Origin of the sequence: Methylibium rhizosphaerae (assembly GCF_006386545.1) — a bacterium.
Classification (GTDB): Bacteria; Pseudomonadota; Gammaproteobacteria; order Burkholderiales; family Burkholderiaceae_C; genus Pseudorivibacter; species Pseudorivibacter rhizosphaerae.
In genome coordinates, this window is the sequence record NZ_SWAR01000010.1 from 1 (window position 1) to 26431 (window position 26431).

The 26431-nt window shown below is 68.6% G+C and carries 26 protein-coding genes and 1 pseudogene; 16 read left to right on the plus strand and 11 right to left on the minus strand.

What is annotated here, in order from left to right:
* Window positions 1-121, plus strand: a pseudogene (locus tag E8D38_RS28865) (IS481 family transposase); the annotation flags it as partial.
* Here the strand turns inward: E8D38_RS28865 and E8D38_RS09605 are convergent.
* The 4 genes from E8D38_RS09605 to E8D38_RS09620 form a co-directional block, all read right to left on the minus strand.
* Entirely contained in the window at window positions 118-1149 is a 1032-nt protein-coding gene (locus E8D38_RS09605; RefSeq protein ID WP_140628478.1) for a VWA domain-containing protein, read from the minus strand. The pseudogene E8D38_RS28865 and the gene E8D38_RS09605 sit on opposite strands and share 4 nt — an antisense overlap.
* A gap of 73 nt (window positions 1150-1222) precedes the next feature.
* Window positions 1223-2185, minus strand: coding sequence for a DUF58 domain-containing protein (locus tag E8D38_RS09610; protein ID WP_140628483.1), 963 nt, complete (start codon window positions 2183-2185; stop codon window positions 1223-1225).
* Window positions 2157-3185 (minus strand): AAA family ATPase, encoded by a 1029-nt coding sequence (locus E8D38_RS09615; protein WP_140628486.1) that lies wholly within the window; start codon window positions 3183-3185, stop codon window positions 2157-2159. Before E8D38_RS09615 ends, E8D38_RS09610 begins: the two co-directional genes overlap by 29 nt.
* Before the next feature lie 45 nt (window positions 3186-3230).
* The gene (locus E8D38_RS09620; RefSeq protein WP_140628489.1) at window positions 3231-4229 is read right to left on the minus strand and encodes a S1C family serine protease; all 999 of its coding nucleotides are present in this window, start codon (window positions 4227-4229) and stop codon (window positions 3231-3233) included.
* A 142-nt stretch (window positions 4230-4371) separates the two neighbouring features.
* Between E8D38_RS09620 and E8D38_RS09625 the strand changes: the two genes are divergently transcribed.
* The 11 genes from E8D38_RS09625 (at window position 4372) to E8D38_RS09675 (ending at window position 16191) form a co-directional block, all read left to right on the plus strand.
* The gene (locus tag E8D38_RS09625; protein ID WP_140628491.1) at window positions 4372-5190 is read left to right on the plus strand and encodes a TatD family hydrolase; all 819 of its coding nucleotides are present in this window, start codon (window positions 4372-4374) and stop codon (window positions 5188-5190) included.
* On the plus strand, window positions 5187-5687 hold the full coding sequence (locus E8D38_RS09630) for a DNA-deoxyinosine glycosylase (RefSeq protein WP_140628494.1): 501 nt from the start codon (window positions 5187-5189) through the stop codon (window positions 5685-5687). Before E8D38_RS09625 ends, E8D38_RS09630 begins: the two co-directional genes overlap by 4 nt.
* Before the next feature lie 65 nt (window positions 5688-5752).
* Complete coding sequence (locus E8D38_RS09635) at window positions 5753-6553, plus strand: spermine/spermidine synthase domain-containing protein (protein ID WP_140628496.1); 801 nt, start codon at window positions 5753-5755, stop codon at window positions 6551-6553.
* Window positions 6550-8340: a type IV pilus assembly ATPase TfpB gene (tfpB, locus tag E8D38_RS09640; protein WP_140628498.1), complete on the plus strand. Its 1791-nt coding sequence runs from the start codon at window positions 6550-6552 to the stop codon at window positions 8338-8340. Before E8D38_RS09635 ends, tfpB begins: the two co-directional genes overlap by 4 nt.
* A gap of 118 nt (window positions 8341-8458) precedes the next feature.
* The gene (locus E8D38_RS09645; protein WP_140628500.1) at window positions 8459-8938 is read left to right on the plus strand and encodes a tripartite tricarboxylate transporter TctB family protein; all 480 of its coding nucleotides are present in this window, start codon (window positions 8459-8461) and stop codon (window positions 8936-8938) included.
* 19 nt (window positions 8939-8957) lie between these two features.
* The gene (locus E8D38_RS09650; protein WP_140628503.1) at window positions 8958-10466 is read left to right on the plus strand and encodes a tripartite tricarboxylate transporter permease; all 1509 of its coding nucleotides are present in this window, start codon (window positions 8958-8960) and stop codon (window positions 10464-10466) included.
* 70 nt (window positions 10467-10536) lie between these two features.
* Window positions 10537-12120 carry an MFS transporter gene (locus E8D38_RS09655; RefSeq protein ID WP_140628505.1) on the plus strand — a complete coding sequence of 528 codons (1584 nt, stop codon included), beginning with the start codon at window positions 10537-10539 and terminating at the stop codon, window positions 12118-12120.
* Between the two features lie 88 nt (window positions 12121-12208).
* Window positions 12209-13831 carry a gamma-glutamyltransferase family protein gene (locus tag E8D38_RS09660; RefSeq protein WP_140628508.1) on the plus strand — a complete coding sequence of 541 codons (1623 nt, stop codon included), beginning with the start codon at window positions 12209-12211 and terminating at the stop codon, window positions 13829-13831.
* Window positions 13831-14742 (plus strand): DMT family transporter, encoded by a 912-nt coding sequence (locus tag E8D38_RS09665; RefSeq protein ID WP_140628510.1) that lies wholly within the window; start codon window positions 13831-13833, stop codon window positions 14740-14742. The genes E8D38_RS09660 and E8D38_RS09665 overlap by 1 nt, the downstream gene beginning before the upstream one ends.
* Before the next feature lie 2 nt (window positions 14743-14744).
* Window positions 14745-15524 carry an SDR family oxidoreductase gene (locus E8D38_RS09670; protein ID WP_140628512.1) on the plus strand — a complete coding sequence of 260 codons (780 nt, stop codon included), beginning with the start codon at window positions 14745-14747 and terminating at the stop codon, window positions 15522-15524.
* Window positions 15525-15543: 19 nt separating this feature from the next.
* On the plus strand, window positions 15544-16191 hold the full coding sequence (locus tag E8D38_RS09675; RefSeq protein ID WP_140628514.1) for a glutathione S-transferase family protein: 648 nt from the start codon (window positions 15544-15546) through the stop codon (window positions 16189-16191).
* 6 nt (window positions 16192-16197) lie between these two features.
* On the opposite strand, the gene E8D38_RS28870 is transcribed toward E8D38_RS09675, so the two are convergent.
* From E8D38_RS28870 to E8D38_RS09690, 3 genes are all read right to left on the minus strand, one after another.
* On the minus strand, window positions 16198-16836 hold the full coding sequence (locus E8D38_RS28870) for a PEP-CTERM sorting domain-containing protein (RefSeq protein WP_246099418.1): 639 nt from the start codon (window positions 16834-16836) through the stop codon (window positions 16198-16200).
* Window positions 16837-16939: 103 nt separating this feature from the next.
* Window positions 16940-17857 carry a DMT family transporter gene (locus E8D38_RS09685; protein ID WP_140628516.1) on the minus strand — a complete coding sequence of 306 codons (918 nt, stop codon included), beginning with the start codon at window positions 17855-17857 and terminating at the stop codon, window positions 16940-16942.
* Window positions 17858-17867: 10 nt separating this feature from the next.
* Window positions 17868-18176, minus strand: coding sequence for a putative signal transducing protein (locus tag E8D38_RS09690; RefSeq protein ID WP_140628519.1), 309 nt, complete (start codon window positions 18174-18176; stop codon window positions 17868-17870).
* Between the two features lie 66 nt (window positions 18177-18242).
* Here E8D38_RS09690 and E8D38_RS09695 point away from each other — a divergent pair, with 66 nt between their 5' ends.
* The gene (locus E8D38_RS09695) at window positions 18243-19235 is read left to right on the plus strand and encodes a quinone oxidoreductase family protein (protein ID WP_140628521.1); all 993 of its coding nucleotides are present in this window, start codon (window positions 18243-18245) and stop codon (window positions 19233-19235) included.
* Window positions 19236-19412: 177 nt separating this feature from the next.
* On the plus strand, window positions 19413-20216 hold the full coding sequence (cysE, locus tag E8D38_RS09700) for a serine O-acetyltransferase (protein WP_281286097.1): 804 nt from the start codon (window positions 19413-19415) through the stop codon (window positions 20214-20216).
* A gap of 54 nt (window positions 20217-20270) precedes the next feature.
* Here the strand turns inward: cysE and mog are convergent, their stop codons facing one another.
* Together mog and yjgA are read right to left on the minus strand one after the other, a co-directional pair.
* Window positions 20271-20849, minus strand: a complete 579-nt coding sequence (mog, locus tag E8D38_RS09705) for a molybdopterin adenylyltransferase (RefSeq protein ID WP_140628525.1) — start codon at window positions 20847-20849, stop codon at window positions 20271-20273.
* A complete protein-coding gene (yjgA, locus tag E8D38_RS09710; protein WP_246099419.1) occupies window positions 20842-21396 on the minus strand; it encodes a ribosome biogenesis factor YjgA in 555 nt (184 codons plus the stop codon). The genes mog and yjgA overlap by 8 nt, the downstream gene beginning before the upstream one ends.
* Before the next feature lie 85 nt (window positions 21397-21481).
* Between yjgA and pmbA the strand changes: the two genes are divergently transcribed.
* Window positions 21482-22849: a metalloprotease PmbA gene (pmbA, locus tag E8D38_RS09715; RefSeq protein WP_140628527.1), complete on the plus strand. Its 1368-nt coding sequence runs from the start codon at window positions 21482-21484 to the stop codon at window positions 22847-22849.
* Between the two features lie 187 nt (window positions 22850-23036).
* A complete protein-coding gene (locus E8D38_RS09720; RefSeq protein WP_140628530.1) occupies window positions 23037-24119 on the plus strand; it encodes a TRAP transporter substrate-binding protein in 1083 nt (360 codons plus the stop codon).
* Window positions 24120-24252: 133 nt separating this feature from the next.
* On the opposite strand, the gene E8D38_RS09725 is transcribed toward E8D38_RS09720, so the two are convergent.
* Window positions 24253-25803 carry a TRAP transporter large permease gene (locus E8D38_RS09725; protein WP_140628845.1) on the minus strand — a complete coding sequence of 517 codons (1551 nt, stop codon included), beginning with the start codon at window positions 25801-25803 and terminating at the stop codon, window positions 24253-24255.
* Window positions 25803-26312 (minus strand): TRAP transporter small permease subunit, encoded by a 510-nt coding sequence (locus tag E8D38_RS09730; RefSeq protein WP_140628848.1) that lies wholly within the window; start codon window positions 26310-26312, stop codon window positions 25803-25805. Before E8D38_RS09730 ends, E8D38_RS09725 begins: the two co-directional genes overlap by 1 nt.
* Between the last annotated feature and the right edge of the window lie 119 nt (window positions 26313-26431).

A 26431-nucleotide genomic window follows, 5' to 3' on the forward strand; every position in this document is an offset into this window, starting at 1 on the left:
GGCCGCCTTGCAGCCCTTCCTGCATCGCTACAACTGGCATCGGCCACACTCCGCGCTCAACCGCCAGCCACCCATGAGCCGCATACCGGCTGTGACCAACCTCTTGGAACTCAACACCTAGGCCACCCGGCCGAACCACCACAGCGACAGGCCGGCGGCCAGCACCGCGAACAGTGCTCCGGCGGCCGCGAACAGCGCGGTGATCTCGGTCTCCTTGCGCTCGAACACGAGGCGCGAGGTGAGGGTGTCGTAGACCTTCTTCAGGTCGGTGGCGCTGCCGGCGTAGAAGTACTCGGCATGGGTGAGGTTGGCCACGTTCTTGAGCGTCTCCTCGTCGAGCCGCACCCGCATCGACCAGCCTTCGAAGCCGATGATCTCGCCGTTGGTGGTGCCGAAGCCGACGGTGTAGACCTTCACGCCGCGCTCCGAGGCCATCTTGGCCGCGTCCATCGGGTCGGGGCCGGTGGTGCGCTGCCCGTCGGTGAGCAGGATCACCGCAGCCGACGTGTAGGAACCTGGTGGCACCGGCGTGAAGGGTTTCGGATCCTTCTTCTCGCCCAGGGCCTGCGGCATGTTGCGCTGCCCGGTGATCTGCGACAGGTCGATGCCGGCGTCGGGAAAGAGCGTGGCCAGCGCCAGCACGATGCCGCTGCCGATGGCGGTGCCGCGCTGCAGCTGGAAGCGGTCGATCGCGGCCACCACGTCCTCGCGGCTGTGCGTGGGCGCCTGCACCACCGCAGCGGTGCCGGCGAACGACACCACGCCCACCCGCACGTGCCGCGGCAGCTCGCCGACGAAGGCCTTGGCGGCAATCTGGGAGGCGACCAGCCGGTTGGGCTGCACGTCTTCGGCGCGCATGCTGCCCGACACGTCCATGGCCAGGATGATGGTTTCCTGTTGCAGCGGCAGCGTGATGATGGCTGCCGGCCGCGAGATGGCCAGCAGCAGCGCCGCGATCGCGACCAGCAGCAGCAGCGGGGGCACGTGGCGGCGCCAGCCCGGACCGCCGCCCATGGCCGCCTTCACGAGGCCAAGGCTGGCATACCGCACCGCGCTCCTCTTGCGGCGACGCAGGAGCCACCAATACGTCAACACCAGCAGGGGCAGGAGCCCCAGCACCCAGAGAAACTGCGGCCACAGGAATGTCATGTGGACCCCCAACGCGCTTCACGCGAGCCCCGCGGAGGGGCGGAAACCGTCTCGAGGCGGCACGGCGACGGCTTCATGCGGCCTCCTTGCTGCTGTCACGCGATGCTTTCAGATGCTCCGGCAAACCGCCTCCGGCCGCAAGCCTGGCGCGCTGCTTTCGCAGGTCGGCAAACCGCAGGATGGCATCCACCAGGTCGTCATCGGTCGCCAGCTCCAGCGTGTCGACGCCGGCATTCGCCAGGCTGGCCAGCAGCGTCTGTTCCCGCTCTTCCGCGAGCCGGGCGAAGCGCCGCCGAAAGCCCTTGTCGTGCGTGTCCACCAGCAGCTGTTCGCCGGTCTCGGCATCGCGCATCAGGATGAGGCCGATGTCCGGCAGCACCCGCTCGAGCGGGTCGTGCAGCCGCACCGCCACCACCTCGTGCCGCTGCACCAGCCGGGCCAGCGGTGCGTCCCAGCCGGGCTGGCTGAAGAAGTCCGACACCACGAAAACGGTCGAGCGCCGCTTCACCATACGCTCCGCGGCGACCAGCAGCTCCGACAGGTCGGTGGGCTTGCTGCCGGCGGGCTCGGGCCGCTGCTGCATGCGCTGCAGCAGGTGCAGCACCTGGATGCGCCCGCCGCGCGCCGGGATCACCGCCTCGACACCGTCTCCGTACAGGATGGCGCCGACGCGGTTGCCGTGGCGAGTCAGCAGGCGTGCCAGCGCCGCGACGAATTCGGCGGCCACCTGCTGCTTCTTCACGTCTTCGGAGCCGAAATCGACCGACGGGCTCAGGTCGAGCAGGAACCACACGCTGATCTCGCGTTCCTCGTGGAACTCCCGCACGAAGGGCGTCTGCAGACGGGCGGTGACGTTCCAGTCGATGTGGCGCACGTCGTCGTGGTGCTGGTACTCGCGCAGGTCGGCCAGGTCGAGGCCGCTGCCGCGCATCAATGTGCGGTAGTCGCCCTGCAGCAGGCCGTCGAGCCGGCGGATCACCGTCCACTCGAGCCGGCGCAGGATGGCGTCAGGCGTTTGCTGCGGCTTGCGCGACATGATGGGCCATCGGTTTTTCGGGCGCCGGCACCTTCTGCACGATGCGCTGGATCAGCTGGTCGGCGGTCAGCCCGTCCGACAGGGCTTCGTAGGTCAGCACCAGGCGATGGCGCAGCACGTCGGGCACGAGGTCGAGCACGTCCTCGGGCAGCACATAGGGCCGCCCGCGCAGGAAGGCCAGGCCGCGCGCGCCCTCGATCAGGTGGATGGTGGCCCGCGGGCTGGCGCCGAAGTTGATGTACTTCTGGCTGTCGGCCAGGCCGTAGCGCGCCGGCTGCCGCGTGGCCGAGACCAGTCGCACCGCGTACTGCATCAGCGACGGGTCCACGTAGACCTTGCGGCATTCCTGCTGCAGTGCACCCAGCTGCTCTGTGGTGGCCACCGCGTTCACATGGACCGGCTCGCCGGTCACGCGCTCGACGATCACGAACTCCTCTTCCTCGGTCGGATAGCCCACCAGCACCTTCATCATGAAGCGGTCGACCTGGGCTTCCGGCAGCGCGTAGGTGCCTTCGGTCTCGATCGGGTTCTGCGTCGCCATCACCAGGAAGGGTTCGGGCACCACGTGGGTTTCGCCGGCGATGGTGACCTGGCGTTCCTGCATCACCTCCAGCAGTGCGCTCTGCACCTTGGCCGGCGCTCGGTTGATCTCGTCGGCCAGCAGCAGGTGGGTGAACACCGGCCCCAGCGAGGTGCTGAAGTCACCGGTCTTCTGGTTGTAGATGCGGGTGCCCACCAAATCGGCCGGCACCAGGTCGGGCGTGAACTGGATGCGCTTGAAGCTGCCGCGCATGGTGGCCGCCAGCGTCTTCACGGTGAGCGTCTTGGCCAGTCCGGGCACGCCTTCGACCAGCAGGTGGCCCTGCGCCAGCATGGCGATCAGCACGCGTTCGAGGAAGCGGTCCTGGCCGACCACCACCCGCTTGACCTCGTAGAGGATGCGTTCCATCAGCGAGGCGACCTCGCCGGGGTTGGATGCGCCGTTCGATCCGTTGAGCATGGCTTGCCTCGCCGAGTTTGTGTAATGGACGCCGCTGTGAGCCGGTCAGAACGGCGGCATGCCGACCGCCGTGGCCGCGTTCTCGATCGGCACGGCAAAACCGATGCCGATGAAGGTGCGCTGGTCCGACGGGTTGAGGATGGCGGTCACGATGCCCACCACCGCACCATCGTTGGTGACCAGCGGGCCGCCCGAGTTGCCGGGGTTGGCCGCGGCGTCGAACTGGATCAGGTTGGTCAGCACCCGCTGGCCTTCGTCGGAGCGGAACTCGCGCTTGAGGCCCGACACGACGCCCGACGACACCGAGGGGCCGATGCCGAACGGGTGGCCCACCGCGATCACCTCGTCGCCGGGCGCCAGGTCGCTGGTCGAGCGCAGGGTGGCGGCCACCATGTCGTCGGGCACCTTGGAGGCCTGCAGCACCGCGAGGTCGTTCTCGGGTTGCACCGAGATCACCGACGCGTCGGCCTCCATGCCGTTGAAGAACTCCACCTTGATCTGCTTGGCGCCCAGCACGACGTGCAGGTTGGTGAGGATGATGCCCTTGTCGACGATCACCACGCCGGTGCCCACGCCACGATGCACCTTCGGGTCGGCGGGCGCGCCGCCCTTGCCGGGCGAGCCGTCCCCGCCGGCGGGCGGGGCGGCCTTGCCGGCACGCGGCTTGGCGGCCGCGGGCTTCGGAGGCGCCTCGGTTTCGTCGCCCATGTAGCCCACCACGCGCACCACCGAGGGAGCAATGGCCTGGTAGGCCTTGGCCGCCTTCGAGGGCAGCGGCTTGGCTTCGAGCGAATGCCGCACGGCGGCGTCGATGTCCTGCTGCGTCAGCGACCTGGGCATCTGCGACGCCACGGCCCACAGAGCCGCTGCCAGGCCGGCCAGCAGGCCGAACATCAGCGACCAGCCGAGCCAGGGCCTGCGGGCCAGCATGTTCGCCGGGCGAGGGGCGACAGCGGCGCTTGCCTGCGCGGAACCTGCGGACGGGGCGGCGGGTTGCGGCGGCGGTACCCGGTGAGAGCGGCTGTACAGAGCGGTGCGTCGCATGGTGCGGCCCCTTACTGCTGAGGCCGCCTCCAATGACGGCCGACGGCGCAACGGTAACACCAAGCCGCGGCACCTGCCAACGAAGTTGGACCATGTCCCGCCGGAATTGGCGGCACTCGTTCACGGGGCATCATTGCGGCCGATGCAGACCTGCTGGACCGACACCCATTGCCACCTCGATGCCGGGGAGTTCGACGCCGACCGCGATGCGGTGGTCGAACGCTCGCGGGCGGCCGGGGTGGCGCGGGTGGTGATCCCCGGCGTGTGCAGCGCCAACCTGCAGACCGTGCGCGACATGGCCCACCGCTACGGCCTGCACTACGCGCTGGGGCTGCACCCCCTCTACGTGGAGCGCGACGCGCCCGACGCGCTGCAGCGCCTGCGGGCTGCGCTGGAAACACATGGCAACGATCCGCGCCTGGTGGCGGTGGGCGAGATCGGCCTGGACCTGTTCGTCAAAGGCCTCGATGTTTCCATCCAGGAGCGCTTTTACGTCGCGCAACTCGAGCTGGCGCAAGAGTTCGGACTGCCGGTGGTGCTGCATGTGCGGCGCTCGGCCGACCAGCTGCTCAAGCACCTGCGGCGCATCCGGGTGACCGGCATCGCCCATGCCTTCAACGGCAGCGAGCAGCAGGCGCAGACCTTCGTCGACCTGGGCTTCAGGCTCGGTTTCGGCGGCGCGATGACCTTCGACCGCGCGCTGCAGATCCGCCGGCTCGCGAAGGAGCTGCCCATCGAGGCCATCGTGCTGGAAACCGACGCGCCGGACATCCCGCCGCACTGGCTCTACAAGACCGCCGAGCAACGCGCCGCCGGCGAGCGCTCGCGCAACGAACCGGCCGAGCTGCCGCGCATCGCCCGGGAGCTGGCACAGTTGCGCGGCATGGACATCGACACCCTCGCGCGGCAGACCGAGCGCAATGCCCTGGCGGCGCTGCCCCGCCTCGCTTCCCAGCCATGAAGGCGCCGCCCTTGTCGGGGCTGGCGCCCGTCATCGGGCCGGCCACGCGGCTGGTCGTGCTCGGCAGCTTTCCGAGCGAGGCGTCGCTGGCGGCGCAGCAGTACTACGCGCATCCGCGCAACCATTTCTGGCCCATCCTGGGGGCGCTGTGGCAGGTGGACCTGCGGCAGCTGCCCTACGCCGAGCGCATCGAGCTGGTGCGCGAGCGCGGCCTGGGCATCTGGGACGTCTACGCGAGCTGCCGCCGCGAAGGCAGCCTCGACAGCGCCATCGAGGACGCGCTGCCCAATGACCTGGCCAGCCTGCTGCTGCGCGCGCCGCGGCTCGCCGCGATCGCCCACAACGGCGGTGAATCGGCCCGTTCGATGCGGGTGACGCGCGCACTCGGCCTGGCGGTGCACCGCCTGCCGTCCACCAGCCCGGCCAACGCGTCGTGGAGCTTCGAGCGCAAGCTCGCCGCCTGGCGCGAGGTGTTCGCGCTGTACGGCCTGGCCTGACACTTCCTTACCTCTGTTCGCACAAACGGCTTCGCGCCGGTGTTGCGGTGAAATCGGCAGCTTCCATGACCACCAAGAAAAGAAAGCCAGTACCGGTGCAGCAGACGCTCGAACCGGCCACCGTGTCCGAGGGCGGCGGCGTGCGCTACCTGCACCTGGGCACTCCCTGGATCCAGGGCGCGATGCGGGTGCGCAAGCCGCAGTCCATCGAGCTCGAGTACGTGCAGCGCATGATGGCCTGGATGCTCCTGCGGCCGAGCGATCAGCTCACCGAAGGCCACGCGGTTCAGCTCGGCCTGGGCGCGGCCGCCATCACCAAGTTCTGCCACGGGCAGTTGCGCATGCGGACCACCGCGGTCGAGCTCAACGACACGGTCATCAGCGCCTGTCGCCTGTGGTTCCACCTGCCGCCCGACGACGAGCGGCTGTCGGTGCTGCACGAGGATGCCGCGCGCTACGTGGAGGCGGTGCAGTACATCGGCACGGCCGACGTGCTGTGCGTGGACCTCTACGACCACGAGGCCGCGGCACCGGTGCTCGACGACGATGCCTTCTACCGGGGCTGCCACCGGCTGCTGGCCGACGGCGGCGTGATGTCGGTCAACCTGTTCGGCCGCGATGCGAGTTTCGAGCGCAGCGCGGCACGCATCGAGGCGGCGTTCGGCCCCGGGCGCTTGGCCACGCTCAAGCCCACCAAGGAGGGCAACACCATCGTGCTGGCCTGGAAGGGCTTCGACCTGCCCGAGCGCAGCGTGCTTGCCGCCCGTGCTGAAAACATCGACACTCGTTTCAAGCTGCCGGCCACCAAGTGGCTGCGCCTCCTGGCCCCCTTCGTCTCCTCCCCGTCCAAGTCCCCCAAGTCATGACCGCAGCTGCCGCCGCTTCGCCTTCACGTGCCAGCCCGTTCAAGGGGCGTCTCGAATGGCGGGTGCTGCTGCGGTGGCTGCGCGACGACGGTGTGCTCCCGGCGGCCGAGGCCGACAAGCTCGCGCAACGCTTTGCCGCGGGCGACAGCGCCCAGCATCCGCTGGTGCGACTGGGCGCCGCCGGCCTGGCCGACGCCAGGACCGGCGCCGTGCTCGACGTGGAGGCGCTCACCGAGTGGCTGGCGAAGCGCTGCAGCCTGCCCTACCTGCGCATCGACCCGCTGAAGGTCGACGTGGCGCGGGTGGCCGACGTCATGTCGATCAACTACGCCGAGCGCAGGCGCTCGCTGCCGGTGGGCGTGACGCCCGGCGAGGTGACGATCGCCACCTGCGAACCGTTCGACCTCGACTGGATCCCCGAGATCGAGGCGCACACCAAGCGGCGCATCAAGCTGGTGGTCGCGAGTCCCCTGGAGCTCGCGCACTACACGACCGAGTTCTACACGCTGGCCCGCTCGGTGCGGCAGGCGCAGAAGAACGGCCAGGTCAGCGCGCCGGCCAACTTCGAGCAGCTGGTCGAGCTGGGCAAGGCCAAGCAGCTCGATGCCAACGACCAGGGCGTGGTGCAGGTGGTCGACTGGTTGTGGCAGTACGCCTTCGACCAGCGCGCCTCCGACATCCATCTCGAGCCGCGGCGCGACATGGGCGCCATCCGCTTCCGCATCGACGGCGTGATGCACACCGTCTACCAGCTGCCGCTCACCGTGATGGGCGCCATGACCGCCCGCATCAAGCTGCTGGGCCGCATGGACGTCGTCGAGAAGCGCCGCCCGCTCGACGGGCGCATCAAGGTGCGAAACCCGAGCGGCGACGAAGTCGAGATGCGCCTGTCCACGCTGCCCACCGCCTTCGGCGAAAAGATGGTGATGCGCATCTTCGACCCGGACACCACGGTGAAGAACCTCGATGCGCTGGGCTTCGCTGCGCATGACGCGCAGCGCTGGGAAACGCTCACCGGCCAGGCGCACGGCATCATCCTGGTGACCGGCCCCACCGGCTCGGGCAAGACCACCACGCTGTATTCCACGCTGCGGCGCCTGGCCACCGACGAGGTGAACGTCTGCACGATCGAGGACCCGATCGAGATGATCCAGCCGGCCTTCAACCAGACGCAGGTGCAGCAGGCCATCGACCTCGGGTTTGCCGAGGGCCTGCGCGCCCTGATGCGCCAGGACCCGGACATCATCATGGTGGGTGAGATCCGCGACCTCGAAACCGCCGAGATGGCGATCCAGGCAGCGCTCACCGGCCACCTGGTGTTCAGCACCCTGCACACCAACGATGCGGCCTCCGCCGTCACGCGGCTCACCGACATCGGCGTGCCGCCGTACCTCATCGGCGCCACGCTGATCGGCGTGCTGGCGCAACGGCTGGTGCGCACGCTGTGCCCTGCCTGCAAGCAGCCCGACGAGCACATGTCGCGCGACACGCTGGCAGAAGCGATCAAGCCTTGGCGCATGTCCGGCAGCTTCAAGCCCTACAAGCCGGTGGGCTGCCTCGAATGCCGCATGACCGGCTACCGCGGCCGCAGCGGCCTGTACGAGCTGCTCACCATCAGCGAAGCCCTGCAGCCGGCCATCCACCCAACGCCCGACATCTCCCGGCTGCGCCAGCTGGCGCTCCAGGAAAACCTGCGCCCCCTGCGCCTGTCGGGGGCGATGAAGGTCGCCGAAGGCCTGACGACCCTCGACGAAGTCCTGCGCTCGACGCCGCGCTGGGAGGGCTGATCCCTGATCCCCGCGTGCGTGTGTGCGCGTGGCGCGCGGCGCTACGTGTAATCCACAGAACTTGGCAGGGTGGGGCCTTCCTAGAATCCTGCCCAGTCACAAGAACGAGGAGTCAAGCGTGAATATCAAGAGTCAGAAGGACTTCTGGTCCGGGCTGATGTTCGTGGTCGTGGGCATCGTCTTCGCCTGGGGCGCCACCAGCTACAGCTTCGGCGAGTCGGCCCGCCCCGGTCCCGGCTACTTTCCGTTCGGCCTGGGCGTCCTGCTGGCCATCCTGGGCGCCGTCGTGCTGTTCAAGGCGCTCACCATCGAAACCGAGGGCGGCGACAAGATCGGCGCCATCGCCTGGAAGCCGCTGCTCATCATCACCGCTGCCGTGCTCGTCTTCGGCCTGGCGCTGCCCCGCCTGGGCATGGTGATCTCGCTGCCGCTGCTGATCGTCATCAGCTGCACCGCCAGCGACGAGTTCCACTGGAAGGACGCCCTGATCAGCTGCGTGGTGCTCACCCTCGGGTCGTGGGCCATCTTCATCAAGGGCCTGAACCTGGTGATCCCGATGTGGCCCACGTTCATGACCGCCACCCAGGCCGCCGGCTGATCCCAGGAGCAACAACAACATGGACCTGATCACCAACCTCAGCCTGGGCTTCCAGACGGCGCTCACGCTGCAGAACCTGGCCTATGGCTTCCTCGGCTGCCTGCTGGGCACCCTGATCGGCGTGCTGCCGGGCCTGGGCCCGGTGGCCACCATCGCGATGCTGCTGCCGTCTATCTATGCGCTCGACGCGGTGCCGGCCCTCATCATGCTGGCCGGCATCTACTACGGCGCGCAGTACGGCGGCTCCACCACCGCCATCCTGATCAACGTGCCGGGCGAGTCCTCGTCGGTGGTGACCGCCATCGACGGCTATGCGATGGCTCGTCAGGGCCGCGCCGGTCCGGCGCTGGCGGCTGCCGGCCTGGGCTCCTTCTTCGCCGGCTGCGTGGGCACCGTCGTGATCGCCGCGTTCGCGCCGCCGCTCACCGAAATGGCCTTCAAGTTCGGCCCGGCCGAATATTTCTCGCTGATGGTGCTGGGCCTGATCGGCGCCGTGGTGCTGGCCTCGGGCTCGCTGGTCAAGGCCATCGCGATGATCATCCTGGGCCTGCTGCTGGGCCAGGTCAACACCGACGTCATCTCCGGCGTGCCGCGCTACAGCTTCGACATCCCGGAGCTGACCGACGGCATCCAGTTCGTCACCATCGCCATGGGTGTCTTCGGCTTCGGCGAGATCATCGCCAACCTGGGCCGTCCATCCGAGCATCGGGAGGTGTTCACCAAGGAAGTGCACGGCCTGTGGCCGACCAAGGACGACTTCAAGAAGGCCGCGCCCGCAGTGCTGCGCGGTACGGCGCTGGGTTCCATCCTGGGTGTGCTGCCCGGCGGCGGTGCGCTGCTTTCGGCCTTTGCCGCCTACACGCTCGAGAAGAAGGTCGCCAAGGACCCGAGCAAGTTCGGCAAGGGCGACATCCGCGGCGTGGCGGGCCCCGAGTCGGCCAACAACGCCGGTGCGCAGACCAGCTTCATCCCGATGCTCACGCTGGGCATTCCGCCCAATGCGGTGATGGCGCTGATGGTGGGTGCCATGACCATCAAGGGCATCCAGCCCGGCCCGCAGGTGATGACCAGCAACCCCGAGCTCTTCTGGGGCCTGATCGCCTCGATGTGGATCGGCAACCTGATGCTGATCATCCTGAACCTGCCGCTCATCGGCATCTGGATCAAGCTGCTCACGGTGCCGTACCGCTTCCTGTACCCCGCCATCCTGACCTTCTGCTGCATCGGCCTGTACACGCTGAACAACAACAACTTCGACGTCTACATGGCGGCGGCATTCGGCATCGTCGGCTACGCCTTCTACAAGCTGGGCTGCGAACCCGCGCCGCTGCTGCTGGGCTTCATCCTGGGGCCGATGATGGAAGAGAACCTGCGCCGCGCGCTGCTGCTGTCGCGCGGCGACTGGAGCACCTTCGTCACCCGGCCGCTGTCGGCCAGCCTGCTGGCCGCCGCGGCGCTGATGGTCATCATCGTGCTGCTGCCCTCGGTGAAGGCGCGCCGCGAAGAAGCCTTCCAGGACGCTGACTGAGCGATCTCGGCACCACCCGGAACAAGCCCCGCCTCCCGCGGGGCTTTGTTCTTCAGGCAACGTGAGCCCGATGAAAGAAACGCCCACCGCATTGCTGCCGCTGCAGGGCCCGGTGTTCCGCATGCTGTGGCTGGCCTGGCTGGCCGCCAACGTCAGCATGTGGATGAACGACGTGGCCGCGGCCTGGCTGATGACCTCGCTGACCGACAGCCCGGTGATGGTGGCGCTGGTGCAGGCCGCGGCCACGCTGCCGGTGTTCCTGCTCGGGCTGCCCAGCGGGGCCATGGCCGACATCGTGGACCGCCGCAAGTATTTCGCCGCCACGCAGCTGTGGGTGGCGGTCAACGCGGTGATGCTGTGCCTGTGCGCCCTGGCCGACGTGCTGAGCGCGCAGCTGCTGCTCACGCTGACCTTCGTCAACGGCATCGGCCTGGCGATGCGCTGGCCGGTGTTCGCCGCCATCGTGCCCGACATCGTGCCCAAGCCGCAGCTGCCGGCGGCCCTGGCGCTCAACGGCGTGGCAATGAACATGTCGCGCGTCATCGGCCCCATCGTCGCGGGCGCGCTGCTGGCCAGCGTGGGCAGCGCCTGGGTGTTCGCGCTCAATGCCGTGCTGTCGGTGGCGGCCTTCGTGCTGATCGTGCGCTGGCGCAGCGAGCAGAAGGCCAGCGCGCTGCCGGGCGAGCGGTTCGTCGGCGCCATGCGGGTCGGCCTGCAGCACGTGCTGCAGTCGCCGCGCATGAAGGCGGTGCTGGTGCGCATCTTCATGTTCTTCCTGCAGTCCACCTCGCTCACCGCCTTGCTGCCGCTGATGGCCAAGCGCATGGACGGCGGCGGTGCCGGCACCTTCACCGTGCTGCTGGCGGCGGTGGGGGCAGGGGCCATCGTCGCGGCGCTGTTCCTGCCGGGCCTGCGCGAGCGCTTCGGGCGCGACGAGTTCGTGCGCTACGGCACGCTCACCCATGCCGCCATGTCGGTGGCCGTGGCCTTCTCGCCCAACGTGTGGCTGGCGCTGCCGGCCATGTTCGTGGCCGGCATGGCCTGGATCTCCACCGCCAATTCGCTCACCGTGGCGGCCCAGATGTCGCTGCCCAACTGGGTGCGGGCACGCGGCATGGCGGTCTACCAGATGGCGCTGATGGGCGGCAGCGCGGCCGGCGCCGCGCTGTGGGGCCAGGTGGCCGGCTGGACCGACGTGCCCACCAGCATCGTGATCGCATCGATCGCCGGCCCGCTGGTGCTGCTGCTGACGCGCGGCCTCACCCTGCAGGGCGGCGCCGACGAAGACTTCAGCCCGGCAAGGCCGGCCAACGACCCCATGCCGGCCATCGACGTGCGCGCCGACGACGGGCCGGTGCTCATCACCATCGAATACCGCATCGACCCGGCCAATGCCGAAGCCTTTGCCGCGGTGATGCAGGAGACCCGCCGTGCGCGGCTGCGCCAGGGCGCGCTGTCATGGGGGTTGTTCCACGACACCGAAGTGCCGGGCCGCTACGTCGAGACGCTGGTCGACGAGTCCTGGGTCGAGCACCTGCGCCGGCTCGAGCGCTTCACCGCGGCCGACGTGGGCCTGCGCGAGCGCCGCTGGGCTTTCCACGTCGGCGACGGGCCGCCGATGGTCAAGCGCTACGTGTCCCAGGCCATGGGCTGAGGTGGCGCGGAGGGGCGCGGCAATCCCGCTTCGCGGCACGCGAAAGCGGCGCGGCACACAATGCGCCTCTCACCCGAGAGGCCTCCCGATGACGCAAGCCTTGTTCGACTACACCGCCCCCTACACCAGCACGCGACTGCCGCTGTTCGCGCGCAACGTCGTCTCCACCTCGCACCCGCTGGCCGCGCAGGCCGGCTTGCGCATGCTGCTGGCCGGCGGCAATGCGGTCGATGCCGCCATCGCGGCGGCCGCCGCCATCACCGTCACAGAGCCGGTCAGCAACGGCCTGGGGTCGGACGCCTTCTGCATCCTCTGGGACGGCAAGGCCCTGCACGGCCTCAATGCTTCGGGCCGTGCCCCGGCCGCCTGGACCACTTCCTACTTCCGCGCCCGCTACGGCGCCGATGCCAAGACGCCGCCCAAGCGCGGCTGGGATGCGGTCACCGTGCCGGGCGCGGTGGCCGGCTGGGTCGCCTTGAGCGAACGTTTCGGCAAGCTGCCCTTCGGTGACCTCATGCAGCCGGCCATCGAGATCGCCGAGCGGGGCTATGCGGTGCCGGTGGTGGTGCAGCAGAAGTGGGCCGCGGCGGCCGGCGAACTGGCCGGCCAGCCGGGTTTTCGCGAGACCTTCCTGCCCTGGGGCCGTGCGCCGCAGGTCGGCGAACGTTTCGTGTTCGCCGGCGCGGCACGCGCGTTGCGAGCCATTGCTGCGAGCAAGGGGGAGGCCTACTACCGCGGCGAGATTGCGGCGGCCGCGGTGAAACACGCGCAGGCGCATGGCGGCGCCGTCACGCTCGACGACTTCGCCGCGTACCAGCCCGAGTGGGTGCAGCCCATCGGCCAAGCCTACCGGGGCTACACGCTGCACGAGATCCCGCCCAATGGCCAGGGCATCGCGGCCCTCATCGCATTGGGCATCCTGTCGAACTTCGACCTGGCCTCGCTGCCGGCCGACGGCGTGGAGTCGCAGCACCTGCAGATCGAGGCGATGAAGCTCGCCTTCGCCGACGTGTACCGCTACGTGGCCGAGCCGGCCAGCATGGAAGTCACGCCGGCCCAGATGCTCGATGCGGCCTACCTGAAGAGCCGCGCGGCGCTCATCGATCCGAAGCGGGCGCAGGACTTCGGCGCCGGCAATCCGGTGAAGGGCGGCACCATCTACCTCACCGCGGCCGACGAGAGCGGCATGATGGTGAGCTTCATCCAGAGCAACTACATGGGCTTCGGCTCCGGCGTCGTGGTGCCCGAATACGGCCTGTCGATGCAGAACCGCGGCCACGCGTTTTCGCTCGACGCGAGGAACCCCAACGTGGTGGCGCCGCGCAAGCGCCCGTTCCACACCATCATCCCGGCCTTCCTCACGAAAGACGGGCAGCCGGTCATGAGCTACGGCGTCATGGGCGCCAACATGCAGCCGCAGGGCCACATGCAGACGCTGGTGCGCATGCTCGACTATCGCCAGAACCCGCAGGCGGCCTGCGACGCGCCGCGCTGGCGCTACAACGCCGGCCTCGAGATCAACGTCGAGAGCGCGATGAACCCGGCGCTGGTACAGGGCCTGCTCGAGCGCGGCCACCGTACCGAGGTCATCCGCGACAGCTACCAGGACTTCGGTGCCGGCCAGTTCATCTGGCGCCTGGGCGACCCGGCGGTGGAGGGCTACGTGGCGGCCAGCGACCCGCGGCGCGACGGCCAGGCCGTGGGCTTCTGATGACGGCAGTCTCCACGGCCGGCGCCGGCGCGCGCCCCTCGGTGCTGCCCGGCCTCGCGCTCGCGCTGGCCGGCTCGATCGCCTTCTCCGGCAAGGCCATCATCGTGAAGCTGGCCTACCGCTACGGGGTCGATGCGGTCACGCTCATCATGTACCGCATGCTGTTCGCGGCGCCGCTGTTCGCGTTGATCGCATGGTGGTCCGGCCGCGGCAAGCCGGCGCTCTCGAAGCGCGACTGGCTGGGCATCCTGGGCCTGGGCGTGAGCGGCTACTACCTGGCGAGCTTCCTCGACTTCCTGGGCCTGCAGTACGTCACCGCCAGCCTCGAGCGGCTCATCCTCTACCTCAACCCGACCATCGTGCTGGTGCTCGGCATGCTGTTCTTCAAGAAGAAGGTCACGCTGCGCCAGCTGCTGGCCATCGGGGTCAGCTATGCGGGCGTGCTGGTGGTGTTCGGCCATGAGGTGAGCTTCGAGAGCCGCAACGTGCCGCTGGGCACGGCGCTGGTGTTCGCAAGCGCGGTGTCGTATGCGGTCTACCTCGTCTACAGCGGCGAACTCGTGCAGCGGCTGGGCTCGTTGCGGCTGGTGGGCTGGGCCAGCCTCGTGGCGTGCGCCTTCTGCATCGGCCAGTTCCTCGTGCTGCGGCCGGTGTCGGCGGCGGTGGTGGCCCCGGAGGTGATCTGGCTGTCGGTGCTCAACGCCACCTTGTGCACGGTGGCACCGGTGCTGATGGTCATGATGGCGATCGAGCGCGTCGGCGCCACCCTGGCCGCGCAGACCGGCATGGTGGGGCCCTTGTCCACGCTGCTGATGGGGGTGGCGATCCTGGGCGAGCCTTTCACCCCCTGGATCGCCGCCGGCACGGCGCTGGTGCTGGCAGGTGTGTGGCTTCTGGCCAAGTGGAGATGACGATGGATCTGGGTATTGAAGGCAAGTGGGCGCTGGTGTGCGCCGCCAGCAAGGGGCTGGGCAAGGGCTGCGCGCAGGCGCTGGTGGCCGAAGGCGTGAACGTGGTGGTCACCGCGCGCGGGGCCGAGGCGCTGGAGGCCACGGCGGCCGAGCTGCGCGCGCTGAGGCGCGCGCAGGTGCTGGCGGTGGCGGGCGACATCACCACGCCCGAGGGCCGGGCCGCCGCGCTGGCCGCCTGCCCGCAGGTGGACATCCTCGTCAACAACGCCGGCGGCCCGCCGCCGGGCGATTTCCGCGACTGGGATCGCGACGCGTGGATCAAGGCGCTGGACGCCAACATGCTCACCCCCATCGAGCTGATGAAGGCGGTGGTGGACCCGATGATGTCGCGCGGCTTCGGGCGCATTGTGAACATCACCTCCGGCGCTGTGAAGGCGCCGATCGACGTGCTGGGCCTGTCCAACGGCGCCCGTTCGGGCCTCACCGGCTTCGTGGCGGGCCTCGCCCGCAAGACGGTGGCGAAGAACGTGACCATCAACAACCTGCTGCCCGGCCCGTTCGACACCGACCGCCTGGCCGCCACGATGGCCGGCGCGGCCAAGGCAAGCGGCCAGCCGCTGGAGGCGGTGATGGAGCAGCGCCGCAAGCAGAACCCGGCCGGCCGCTTCGGCACCGCGGCCGAGTTCGGCGCCGCCTGCGCCTTCCTGTGCAGCGTGCATGCGGGTTTCATCACCGGCCAGAACCTGCTGATGGACGGCGGTGCCTACCCGGGCACCTTCTGAACGAACAAGGCGGCGGGCGATGGCTGGCGGCGGCTACATCCTCTACGGCGCGCAGGGTTCGGGCTCCGCGGCCGTCGAGGTGGCGCTCTGCTGGTGCGGCCTGCCGTTCCGGGTGGTCGAGGCGGCCACCTGGGAGCCGGGCTCGGCGCTCGACGAGCTGCGCGGCGTCAACCCGCTGTGCCAGATCCCCACGCTGGTGCTGCCCGACGGCACCGTGCTGACCGAAAGCGCCGCCATCCTCATCCACCTGGGGCTCGCCCACCCGCGCAGCGGCCTGCTGCCCGAGGAGGCCTCGGCACGGGCGCGCGTGGTGCGCGGCCTCGTCTACGTGGCGGCCAACTGCTATGCGGCCGTGGGCATCAGCGACTATCCGGAGCGCTGGCTTCAGCAGCCCGACGAGGCGGCAGTGGAGAACCTGCGCAAGGGGACCCGGCAGCGGCTGGCCGCGTTGTGGAACGTGTTCGCCGACAGCTTCGAGGCCGCGCCGTGGCTCGGCGGCGCCGAGCCGGATGCGCTCGACCTCCATGCCGCCACCATCTCGAAGTGGTCAGGCGCGCGGGCGCATCTCAAGAAAGCCCGGCCGGCGTTTCATGCGCTGATGCTGAAGGTCGAGGCGCATCCGAAGGTGGCGCCGGTGTTCGAGCGGCACTGGCCTTCGCAGCCTTGAGCCGGGTCAAGCGGCGGGGGCGATCTGCCTGGCGGCCTTGCGGCGCCGTGCGGCCCAGCCCACCGCTCCGAGGCCGAGCGCCATCATGGCGTAGGTTTCGGGTTCCGGCACGGCTGCTGCAACGGTGAGCGAGCCATAGGCGGCGGTGCGGCCGTCGTAGGCGAGGAAGCTGTTGCGCGGCACCGAGATGCTGTTGTGCATGTCGATGAACGGAATGTCGGCGCTGCCGTACACGCCGCCCACCAGGTCGACCACCTGGCCGCCTTGGATCAGGAAGCCGGGGGCCGAGGCGAAGCCGGAGCCGTTGCGAAAGCCGGCCAGGGTGACGTTTTCGGTGCCGGTGGCGTATTGCGACCGGCCGAAGGGCAGGAAGAAGTCGAAGATGCTCGCGGTGTTGTTGAGGCCGTCGGTGGCGAGGATGGCGCTGTCGACCGAGAAGCCGCCGGTGAAGGTGTCGCCCACGCTCAGGCAGCCGAAGGTGTAGTAGCCGCTGAGGGCGTTGTTGCAGGCCGAGTACTGCTCGATGCGGTCGATGGTGAGCGTGATGCTGTAGGCGGTGGTCTGCGACGCTGCCTGGGCCGCGCCGGCCAGCACCGAGCCGACCATGATCGCGATGGCGGCCAGTGCCTTTGTGATCGGGGACATGAACCTCTCCTGTGTTCGGGCGGCCGTGGATGTGCGGCCTGCCGCTGGGCACTGTCTGGCGTCGGCCGTCAAGCCTCAACCCCCGAGACAGGTGCCTTACACCTTATGGAGCGGAACGTCGCGACGACACCACGATGCCCGCCACGATCAGCGCGAACGCGGCGCCGTGGTACCAGCGCGGCGGCTCGCCCAGCAGCGCGGCCGACAGTACCGCCGCGAACACCGGCGTGAGGTTGCCGAAGAAGGCGGCCACCGTCGGCCCGGCGGTGGCCACGCCCAGGCCCCAGCAGCGGTAGGCCACGATGGAGGGGCCGACCGCCACGTACACCAGCGCTGCCACCACCCAGCCGTTCCAGCGGATGGGCGCGGCCCCGGCCAGCCCTTCGCCGAGGGCCGCGCCGCCCGCCCCGAGCAGCCCGAAGATCACCTGCACCAGCAGCACCTCGGCCCAGCCCCACGGCGGCCTCCGGTCGCCCTGCATGTGCGCCGGCGGGCGCGCCAGCAGCCAGCTGTAGACCGCCCAGGCGATGATGGCCGCGACGATGTAGAAGTCGCCCGCGACCAGCTGCACGCGCGCCAGCGCCGTGAAGTCGCCGCGGGCGATCACCAGCAGCACCCCCGCACCGGAGAGCACCGCGCCCACCAGTTGGCGGCGTGTTGGGTGCACGCCATAGAAGAGCGAGCCCACCACCAGCATCCACAAGGGCATGCTGGCCGCGATGAGGGTCACGTTGATCGGCGTGGACGTGACCAGCGCCAGGTACTGCAGCGCGTTGTAGCTGCCCACGCCGAGCAGCCCCAGCCACAGCAGGTAGGGCCAGCGCGACGCGATGTCGCCGGGCGCGCGCAAGGCGCGCCAGCCCAGTGCCAGCAGCAGCGCACCCGCCAGCACCCAGCGCAGGAAGTTCAGCATCAGCGGCGGCACGCTGCCCACCAGCAGCCGGCCGACCACCGCGTTGCCCGCCCACAGCAGCGGCGGCAGGCTCATGAGCAGGGCGGTCCTGGGAGTGATCTTGTGCATCGGCAGGGGGTCAGGTCGCGGGCATCAGCGTGCCGCAGTTCCAGCATTGCTCGAAGGGGCCGTCGATGCGCTCGTGGCAGGCCGGGCACACCCAGTGGCGCACCGGCGCATGGCGCAGCTCGTCGAGCAGCAGCCGCGCACGCTCGAGCTGGTCGTCGTCCTCGACCCAGATCTCGGGCAGGCACTGGTCGGGCGGCATCTCGCCGGCAATGCTGCTGGCGTAGGCGCGTTGCACGCGCGCTTCGATGCCGGCCTGCGTGAGCATGTCGGCCCACAGCGTGGCAATGGCGAGGTTCGGGGCAGGGATGAGGCGGCGCATCGGGCGGTCAACGGCTGAGGCTGGCACGATAGCGGACTTCCAAGGCAGTCGAGGACGGAGCAGAACATGACCGAGACGGTGAAGGCCATCCAGGCCAAGGCAGCTGGTGGCCCCGAGGTGCTGCAGCTCGTGCAGTTGCAGGTGGGCGAGCCGGGTCCGGGCGAGATCCGCATCCGGCACCATGCGGTGGGCCTGAACTACATCGACGTGTACCACCGCACCGGGCTGTATGCCTTGCCCTTCCCGCTGACGCTCGGCATGGAAGGCGCGGGCATCGTCGAGGCGGTAGGCGAGGGCGTCACCCACCTGAAGCCGGGCGACCGCGCCGCCTATGCGAGCCAGCCGCCCGGCGCCTACAGCGAGGCGCGCGTGATGCCGGCCCGCTGCGTGGTGAAGCTGCCGCAATCCGTGAGCTTCGAACAGGGCGCCGCGATGATGCTCAAGGGGCTGACGGCGCAGTACCTGCTGCGCAAGACCCTGCCCCAGGGCGGATTGAACCCGGGCGACTTCGTGCTGTTCCATGCCGCCGCCGGCGGCGTGGGCCTGATTGCCTGCCAATGGGCGCGGGCGCTCGGGCTGCAGCTGATCGGCACGGCCGGCAGCGACGAGAAGTGCGTGCTGGCGAAGGCCAACGGGGCCGCCTTCGCGATCAACTACAACCGCGAGGACTTCGTCGCCCGCGTGAAGGAGATCACGGCCGGCCGCGGCGTGAAGGCGGTGTACGACTCGGTGGGCAAGGACACCTTCGAGCGCTCGCTCGACTGCCTGCAGCCCTTCGGCCTGCTCGCGAGTTTCGGCAATGCGTCGGGCCCGGTGTCGCCCATCAACATCGGCCTTCTGGCGGCCAAGGGTTCGCTCTACGTGAGCCGGCCGACGCTGTTCACCCACCTGGCCACCCGTGAATCGACCCAGGCCATGGCCGACGAGCTGTTCGCGGTCGTGGAGAGCGGGCAGGTCAGGATCGCGGTGGAGCAGCGCTACGGCCTGGCCGATGCGGCGCAGGCGCACCGCGACCTCGAAGCCCGCAAGACCATCGGGTCCAGCGTGCTGCTGCCCTGAGCGGCACAATGGCGGGGTTTTCATCGCCCGACACCATGTCGCCATTGAGTCAAGTCAAGGACCGTCCGCACGACAAGCACGCCGCCTGGCGCTGTTGCTGTTGTCGCTGACGACTTCGCCTGCCGGGCGGACGCACAGCCCTTGCCACAGCCCTTGCAAGTGCGCCGCCCCACGTCCTTGACTTCGGGAAGACCCACCATGTTCGAGCGCATCAAAGAAGACATCGCCTGCATCCTGGAACGCGACCCCGCCGCGCGGTCGCGCTGGGAGGTGGTGACCTGCTACCCCGGCTTCCATGCCCTGGTGATGCACCGCTGGGCGCATGCCTGCTGGCACAACGGCTGGCATGTCACCGCCCGCTTCATCTCGCACGTGGCCCGCTTCCTCACCGGCATCGAGATCCACCCGGGCGCGGTGATCGGCCGGCGGGTGTTCATCGACCATGGCATGGGCATCGTCATCGGCGAGACGGCCGAGGTGGGCGACGAATGCACCATCTACCAGGGCGTCACGCTGGGCGGCACCTCGCTGCACCGGGGGGCCAAGCGCCACCCGACACTGGGTCGCGGCGTCATCGTCGGAGCCAACTCCCAGGTGCTGGGCGGGTTCACCGTAGGCGACGGTGCGCGCATCGGCTCGGGGGCGGTGGTGGTGAAGCCGGTGCCGCCGGGGGCCACCGCAGTGGGCAACCCGGCCCGCATCATCGTGGCCGACAGCGATGCCAGCCGCGAAGAGGCCGCCGCCCGCATGGGCTTCTCGGCCTATGGCGTGACGCAGGGCGACGACCCGGTGGCCCAGGCGATGAAGGGCCTGATCGACAACGCCTCCAGCCACGAGCACCAGATTGCGTTGCTGTGGCAGGCCATCGAGAAGCTCTCGTCCGGCGGCGCACGGGAGATCCCGGCCTCCGACTGCGTGCCGCAGGACGCGCAGAAGGACGAGCACTTCGACGCCGAACGCCTCAACAGGCTTGTGAAGTAGTGACTGGTGATTGGTGACTGGTGAATTCACAAGTCACCGGTCACGGGTCACAAGTCACTTCTTGCGGGGCCGGAAGGCGGCGCAGACCGCGGGGTCCGTCTCGATGTACGGGCCGCCGATGAGGTCGATGCAGTAGGGCACTGCGGCGAAGATGCCGTGCACGCGGGGCTTGCCGTCGTCGCCTTTCAGGCCTTCGAGGGTTTCGGCGATCGACTTCGGCTGCCCTGGCAGGTTGATGATGAGCGCCTTGCCGCGGATCACCGCCACCTGTCGCGACAGGATGGCGGTGGGCACGAAATTGAGGCTGATCTGGCGCATCTGCTCGCCGAAGCCGGGCATCACCTTGTCGGCCACGGCCAGCGTGGCCTCGGGGGTCACGTCGCGCGGCGCCGGGCCGGTGCCGCCGGTGGTGAGCACGAGGTCGCAGCGTTCGGCATCGACCAGCTCGCGCAGCGTGGCGCTGATGCCGGCCTCTTCATCGGGGATGAGCCGGGTGACCCAGTCGATCGGGTTGCGCACCGCGCGCTGCAGCCAGTCCTGCAGCGAGGGCAGGCCCTTGTCTTCATAGACACCGGCCGAGGCGCGGTCGCTCACCGAAACGAGGCCGATCCTCACGCGGTCGAGTTCACTCATGGTCCTGCGGCTCCTGGTCTTCCGGGCTGCCGTCGTCGAGCGCCTGTCGCACGAACTGGAACAGCTCGCGGTAGGCCCGGCCGCTGCGCTGCTCGGGCACGGCGGCTGCGTCCTTGCGGGCCGCGCGGATCAGGCTGCGCAAGGCCTGCACGTCGGTGCCGGCATGCTGGTCCATCCAGCGGGTGAGCGCCTCGTCGCTTTCGATCAGCTCGGCGCGCCAGCGCTCGGCTCGGTGCAGCGTGAGCGTGTCCCGCGCGCGGCCGAGCTGGGCGGCGGCGACGGCTTCACGGATCGGCTCGACCTCGGCATTGCGCATCAGCTTGCCCACGTACTGCAGCTGGCGCCGCCGGCCCTCGTGCGAGCGGGTGCGCTTGAGCTCACGCACCGCCTCGCGCAGCGATTCCGGCATCGGGATGCCATCGAGCCGGTCGTCGGGCAGGGCGACCAGCGCCTCGCCGAGATCCTGCAGCTCGTGCATCTGCTTCTTGAGCTGGGTCTTGCTCGGGCGCTGTTGCTGCGGGTCGTCGTCTTCGCGGTCGTGGGCCAAGGTGATGCAGCCGGGTTCGAAAAAGGGCAACTATCATAAGCCGGCCCCTACCCGCGGCCTCCCTCAGCCAACCCACCGAGCCAACATGCCCCAAGACAACCACGGCTTTGCCTATTCGCGCGAACAGTTCCAGCAACTGGTGGAAGACACGCTGTCCATCGCGAGGCAGCTCGGCGGCAGCGACGCCGCGGTCGAGGTGTCCGAAGGCGCGGGCCTTTCGGTGTCGGTGCGCAAGGGCCAGGTCGAGAACGTCGAGCGCAACCGCGACAAGTCCATCGGCGTCACCGTCTACATCGGCCAGCGCCGCGGCAATGCCAGCACCTCCGACTTCTCCCGCACGGCACTGGAACAGACGGTGCGCGCCGCCTACGACATCGCGCGCTTCACCGCCGAAGACCCGGCGGCCGGCCTGCCCGACGACGCCGACATCGCGCGGGGCGACGAGGTGACCCGCGACCTCGACCTGTTCCACCCGTGGGACATCGACGCCGAGCGCGCGGTGGAACTCGCGAAGGTGTGCGAAGCCGCGGCGCTGTCCACCGACCGCCGCATCACCAATTCCGAGGGCGCCGGCGTGTCGGCGCAGCAGTCGCACTTCTGGGCCGGCAACAGCCGCGGCTTCCGCGGCGGCTATGCGAGCTCGCGCCATTCGTTGTCGGTCGCGCCCATCGCAGGCAAGGGCGACGACATGCAGCGCGACGCGTGGTATTCGTCGATGCGCGACCCGAACGAACTCGCGGCACCCGAGGCGGTGGGCCGCTATGCCGCCGAACGGGCGCTGTCACGCCTGCGCAGCCGCAAGATCGCCACCTGCGAGGTGCCGGTGCTGTTCGAGTCCACGCTCGCCGCCGGGCTCGTGGGCGCCTATGTGCAGGCCACCAGCGGCGGCGCGCTGTACCGCAAGGCCAGCTTCCTGCCCGACAGCCTGGGCCAGCAGGTCTTTCCCGAGCACATCGACCTCGTGGAGGACCCGCACCAGCCCAAGGGCAAGGGCAGCGCCCCGTTCGACGACGAGGGCGTGGTGACGCGTGCGCGGCACGTGGTGCAAGGCGGGCGGGTGCAGGGCTACTTCCTGTCGAGCTATTCCGCACGCAAGCTCGGCATGCGCACCACCGGCCACGCCGGCGGCTCCCAGAACCTCACGCTGAAGAGCGCGCTCACGCAAGCCGGCGACGACCTCGAGGCGATGCTGCGCAAGCTGGGGCGGGGCCTGTTCGTCATCGAGCTGATGGGCCAAGGCGTGAACTACGTGACCGGCGACTACTCGCGCGGCGCGGCCGGCTTCTGGGTCGAGGGCGGGCGCATGGTGCATCCGGTGCACGAGATCACCATCGCGGGCAACCTGCGCGATATGTTCCGCAACATTGCCGCCGTGGGCGCCGATGCCTACACGCTGGGCACCAAGACGGTGGGCTCGGTGCTGATCGAGCGCATGAAGATCGCAGGCCTCTAGGGTTCTCGATAGGGCCTGCGGGCCACATCGTTCAGGGACTTTTCAGCAGGCGCCTGTCTACTCGTCGAGCCTCGCTGCGAACGTCTTGGCAGCGGGTTTGCGCACGGGGAAAACCCCTGTGAGACCCCTGAGGTGGACTCCTAGAATCCGCCCGACTCAACCCCTTGTTTCCTGCAGGAGAGAGACCATGGAACGTCGTTCATTCATACAGCACGCCGGCATTGCCGGCGTGCTCGCCGCAGGTGCTGCCCCCGCGGTGGTGCATGCGCAGGCCAACATCCGCTGGCGCCTGGCGTCCAGCTTCCCGAAGTCGCTCGACACCATCTACGGCGCAGCCGAAGTCTTCTCCAAGAAGGTCAAGGAGATGTCGGGTGGCAAGTTCGAGATCTCGGTGCATGCCGCCGGCGAACTGATGCCCGCCTTCGGCGTGGTGGACGGCGTGCAGAACGCCACCGTCGAGATGGCCCACACCGCCCCGTACTACTTCTTCGGCAAGGACGAGACCTTCGCGCTGGGTTGCGCCATTCCCTTCGGCCTCAACTCGCGCCAGATGACCGCCTGGCAGTACGAAGGCAACGGCCTGAAGCTGATGCGCGAGTTCTATGCCAAGTTCAACATCATCCACTTCCCGATGGGCAACACCGGGGCGCAGATGGGCGGCTGGTATCGCAAGGAGATCAAGACGGTCGCCGACGTGAAGGGCCTGAAGATGCGCATCGGCGGCTTCGCCGGCAAGGTGCTCGAGCGCATGGGCGGCGTGCCGCAGAACATCCCCGGCGGCGAGATCTACCAGTCGCTCGAGAAGGGCACCATCGACGCGGCCGAATGGGTGGGACCCTACGACGACCAGAAGCTGGGCTTCAACAAGGTGGCGCCGTTCTACCACTACCCCGGCTGGTGGGAAGGCGGCCCGCAGCTCGACCTGTACGTCAACACCAAGGCCTATGAAGGCCTGTCGGCCGAGTACAAGGCCATCATCGAGTGCGCCGCGGCCTTTGCGCACACCGAGATGCAGTCGAAGTACGACGCCAAGAACCCCGCCGCGCTGAAGCAGCTGGTGGCCAGCAAGACGAAGCTGGTGGCCTTCCCGAAGCCCGTGCTCGACCTGGCCTTCAAGGAATCCATGGCCGTGTACAGCGAACTGTCGGCCAAGAATCCGAACTGGAAGAAGGTCTACGACGACTACGCCAAGTTCCGCGCCGAACAGAACCTGTGGTTCCGCTTCACCGAAGCCCGCTTCGACAGCTACATGCAGACTGCCAAGCTCTGACGCGCTGAACGATCCGAACGAGAGCGGCAGGCCGAAAGGCCTGCCGCTTTTTTGTTGTCGTTGGCGCTTCTCAGGCACCAAAATGCAAAGGCCCCGCATCGCGGGGCCTTTGCATTCGAGCGAGTGCAGGAGGCTATTTCTTCTCGGCTTCCTGCTTCACTGCTTCTTCAAGCGCCTTCATTGCGTCGTCTTCTTCTTCTGTGGAAGCCGCTTCCGGCTCCGAGGCGGCGTCGTCGGGCATGGGGGCCGCCTCGTCGGGCGCGCTGGCTGCGTCAGGCATCTCCTGCATCTGGTTGATCATCTCGGCGGCCTTGTCGAGATCGAGCGCCTCTTCCTTCTCGAGCCAGTAGGTCACCGACTCGGGCCAGAAGATCACCACAGCCACCAGGATCAGCTGCATCACGACCCACGGAATGGCGCCGAGATAGATGTCCTTCGACAGGATGGGCCGCTCGATCGACTTGTTCTTGTAGATCTGGTCGGCGATGCCGCGCAGGTAGAACAGTGCAAAGCCGAACGGCGGGTGCATGAACGAGGTCTGCATGTTCACGCACAGCAGCACGCCGAACCAGATGAGGTCGATGCCCATCTTGTCGGCCACCGGCGCCAGCAGCGGCACGATGATGAACGCGATCTCGAAGAAGTCGAGGAAGAACGCGAGGAAGAACACGAAGATGTTCACCGCGATCAGGAAGCCCACCTGCCCGCCCGGCAGGCCGGCCAGCATGTGCTCGACCCACTTGTGGCCGTCCACGCCCTGGAACACCAGCGAGAAGACGGTGGAGCCGATGAGGATGAAGAGCACCATCGCCGACACGCGCATGGTGGAGTCCATGCCTTGCCACACGAGCTTCCACGTGAGGCGGCGATGCAGCGCCGCGAGGATCACCGCACCCATCGCGCCCAGCGCGCCGGCTTCGGTGGGGGTGGCCAGGCCCATGAAGATGGTGCCCAGCACCAGGAAGATCAGCACGATCGAGGGCACCATGCCCCACAGCACCTTCTTCCACAGCTCCCAGCCGCGCTGCATGCGGGCCTCGGGCGGCAGCGGCGGCACCCACTGCGGGCGCAGCAGCGCCACGCCGAGCGTGAAGAGCAGGAAGATGCCGACCTGCATCAGCGAGGGGCCGATGGCGCCACGGTACATGTCGCCCACCGAGCGGCCCATCTGGTCGGCCAGCACCACGAGCACCAGCGACGGCGGGATGAGCTGCGTGATGGTGCCCGAAGCCGCGATCACGCCGGTGGCGTAACGCATGTTGTAGCCGTAGCGCATCATGATGGGCAGCGAGATCACGCCCATCGCGATGACCGACGCGGCCACCGTGCCGGTGATGGCGCCCAGGATGGCGCCGACGATGATGACCGCGAAGCCCAGGCCGCCGGGCACGCCGCCGAACAGCTGGCCGGTGCCTTCGAGCAGGTCCTCAGCCAGGCCGCAGCGTTCGAGGATCGCGCCCATGAAGGTGAAAAACGGGATCGCGAGCAGCAGCTCGTTCGACATGATCCCGAAGATGCGCAAGGGCAGGTTGGCCATGAAGGCTTCGGGAAAGAAGCCCAGCCAGATCGACAGGTAGCCGAAGCCCAGACCCAGGGCCGCCAGCGAGAAGGCGACCGGAAAACCGACCAGCATCACCACCACAAGGGAGGCGAACATGACCGGTGCCATGTACTCCATCTGGATCATTGCAGCGGCCTTTCGTAGTGCGTATCCATGTTGTAGGTGCCCGTGAGGAATCCGATGCGCTTGGCGATCTCGGCCACGCCCTGCAGCGTGAGCAGGCCGAAGCCCAGCGGGATGAGCAGCTTGACCGGCCAGCGCAGCAGGCCGCCTGCGCTGTAGGACATCTCGTTCTGCACGTAGGAGTCGTGCACGAAGGTCAGCGACAGCAGCACCATCGCAATGCACACCGGCATGTAGAAGACGATGAAGCCGAAGAGGTCGATCCAGGCCTTGGTCTTGCCCGAGCGGCCGCCGTAGATCACGTCCACGCGAACGTGCTCGTTGAGCTTGAGTAGCATGGGCGCGCCGAAGAACACCGTCACGGCGAACAGGTACCACTGCGCTTCGAGCCAGGCGTTCGAGCCGATGTTGAACGCATAACGCACGAGTGCGTTCACGGCACTGATGGTGCAGGCGAACAGCACCATCCAGCTGGCGATCTTGCCCAGCCTGTCCGATATCCAGTCCATCCCGTGGATGAACCCGAGAACTGCTTTGTTCACGAATTTGTCTCCATCACGCTTGTGAGATGCCTTGTGCCATGGCTGCGTGCAGGCATGTGCGTGCGGCCCATTGCAGGCTGCCTCGG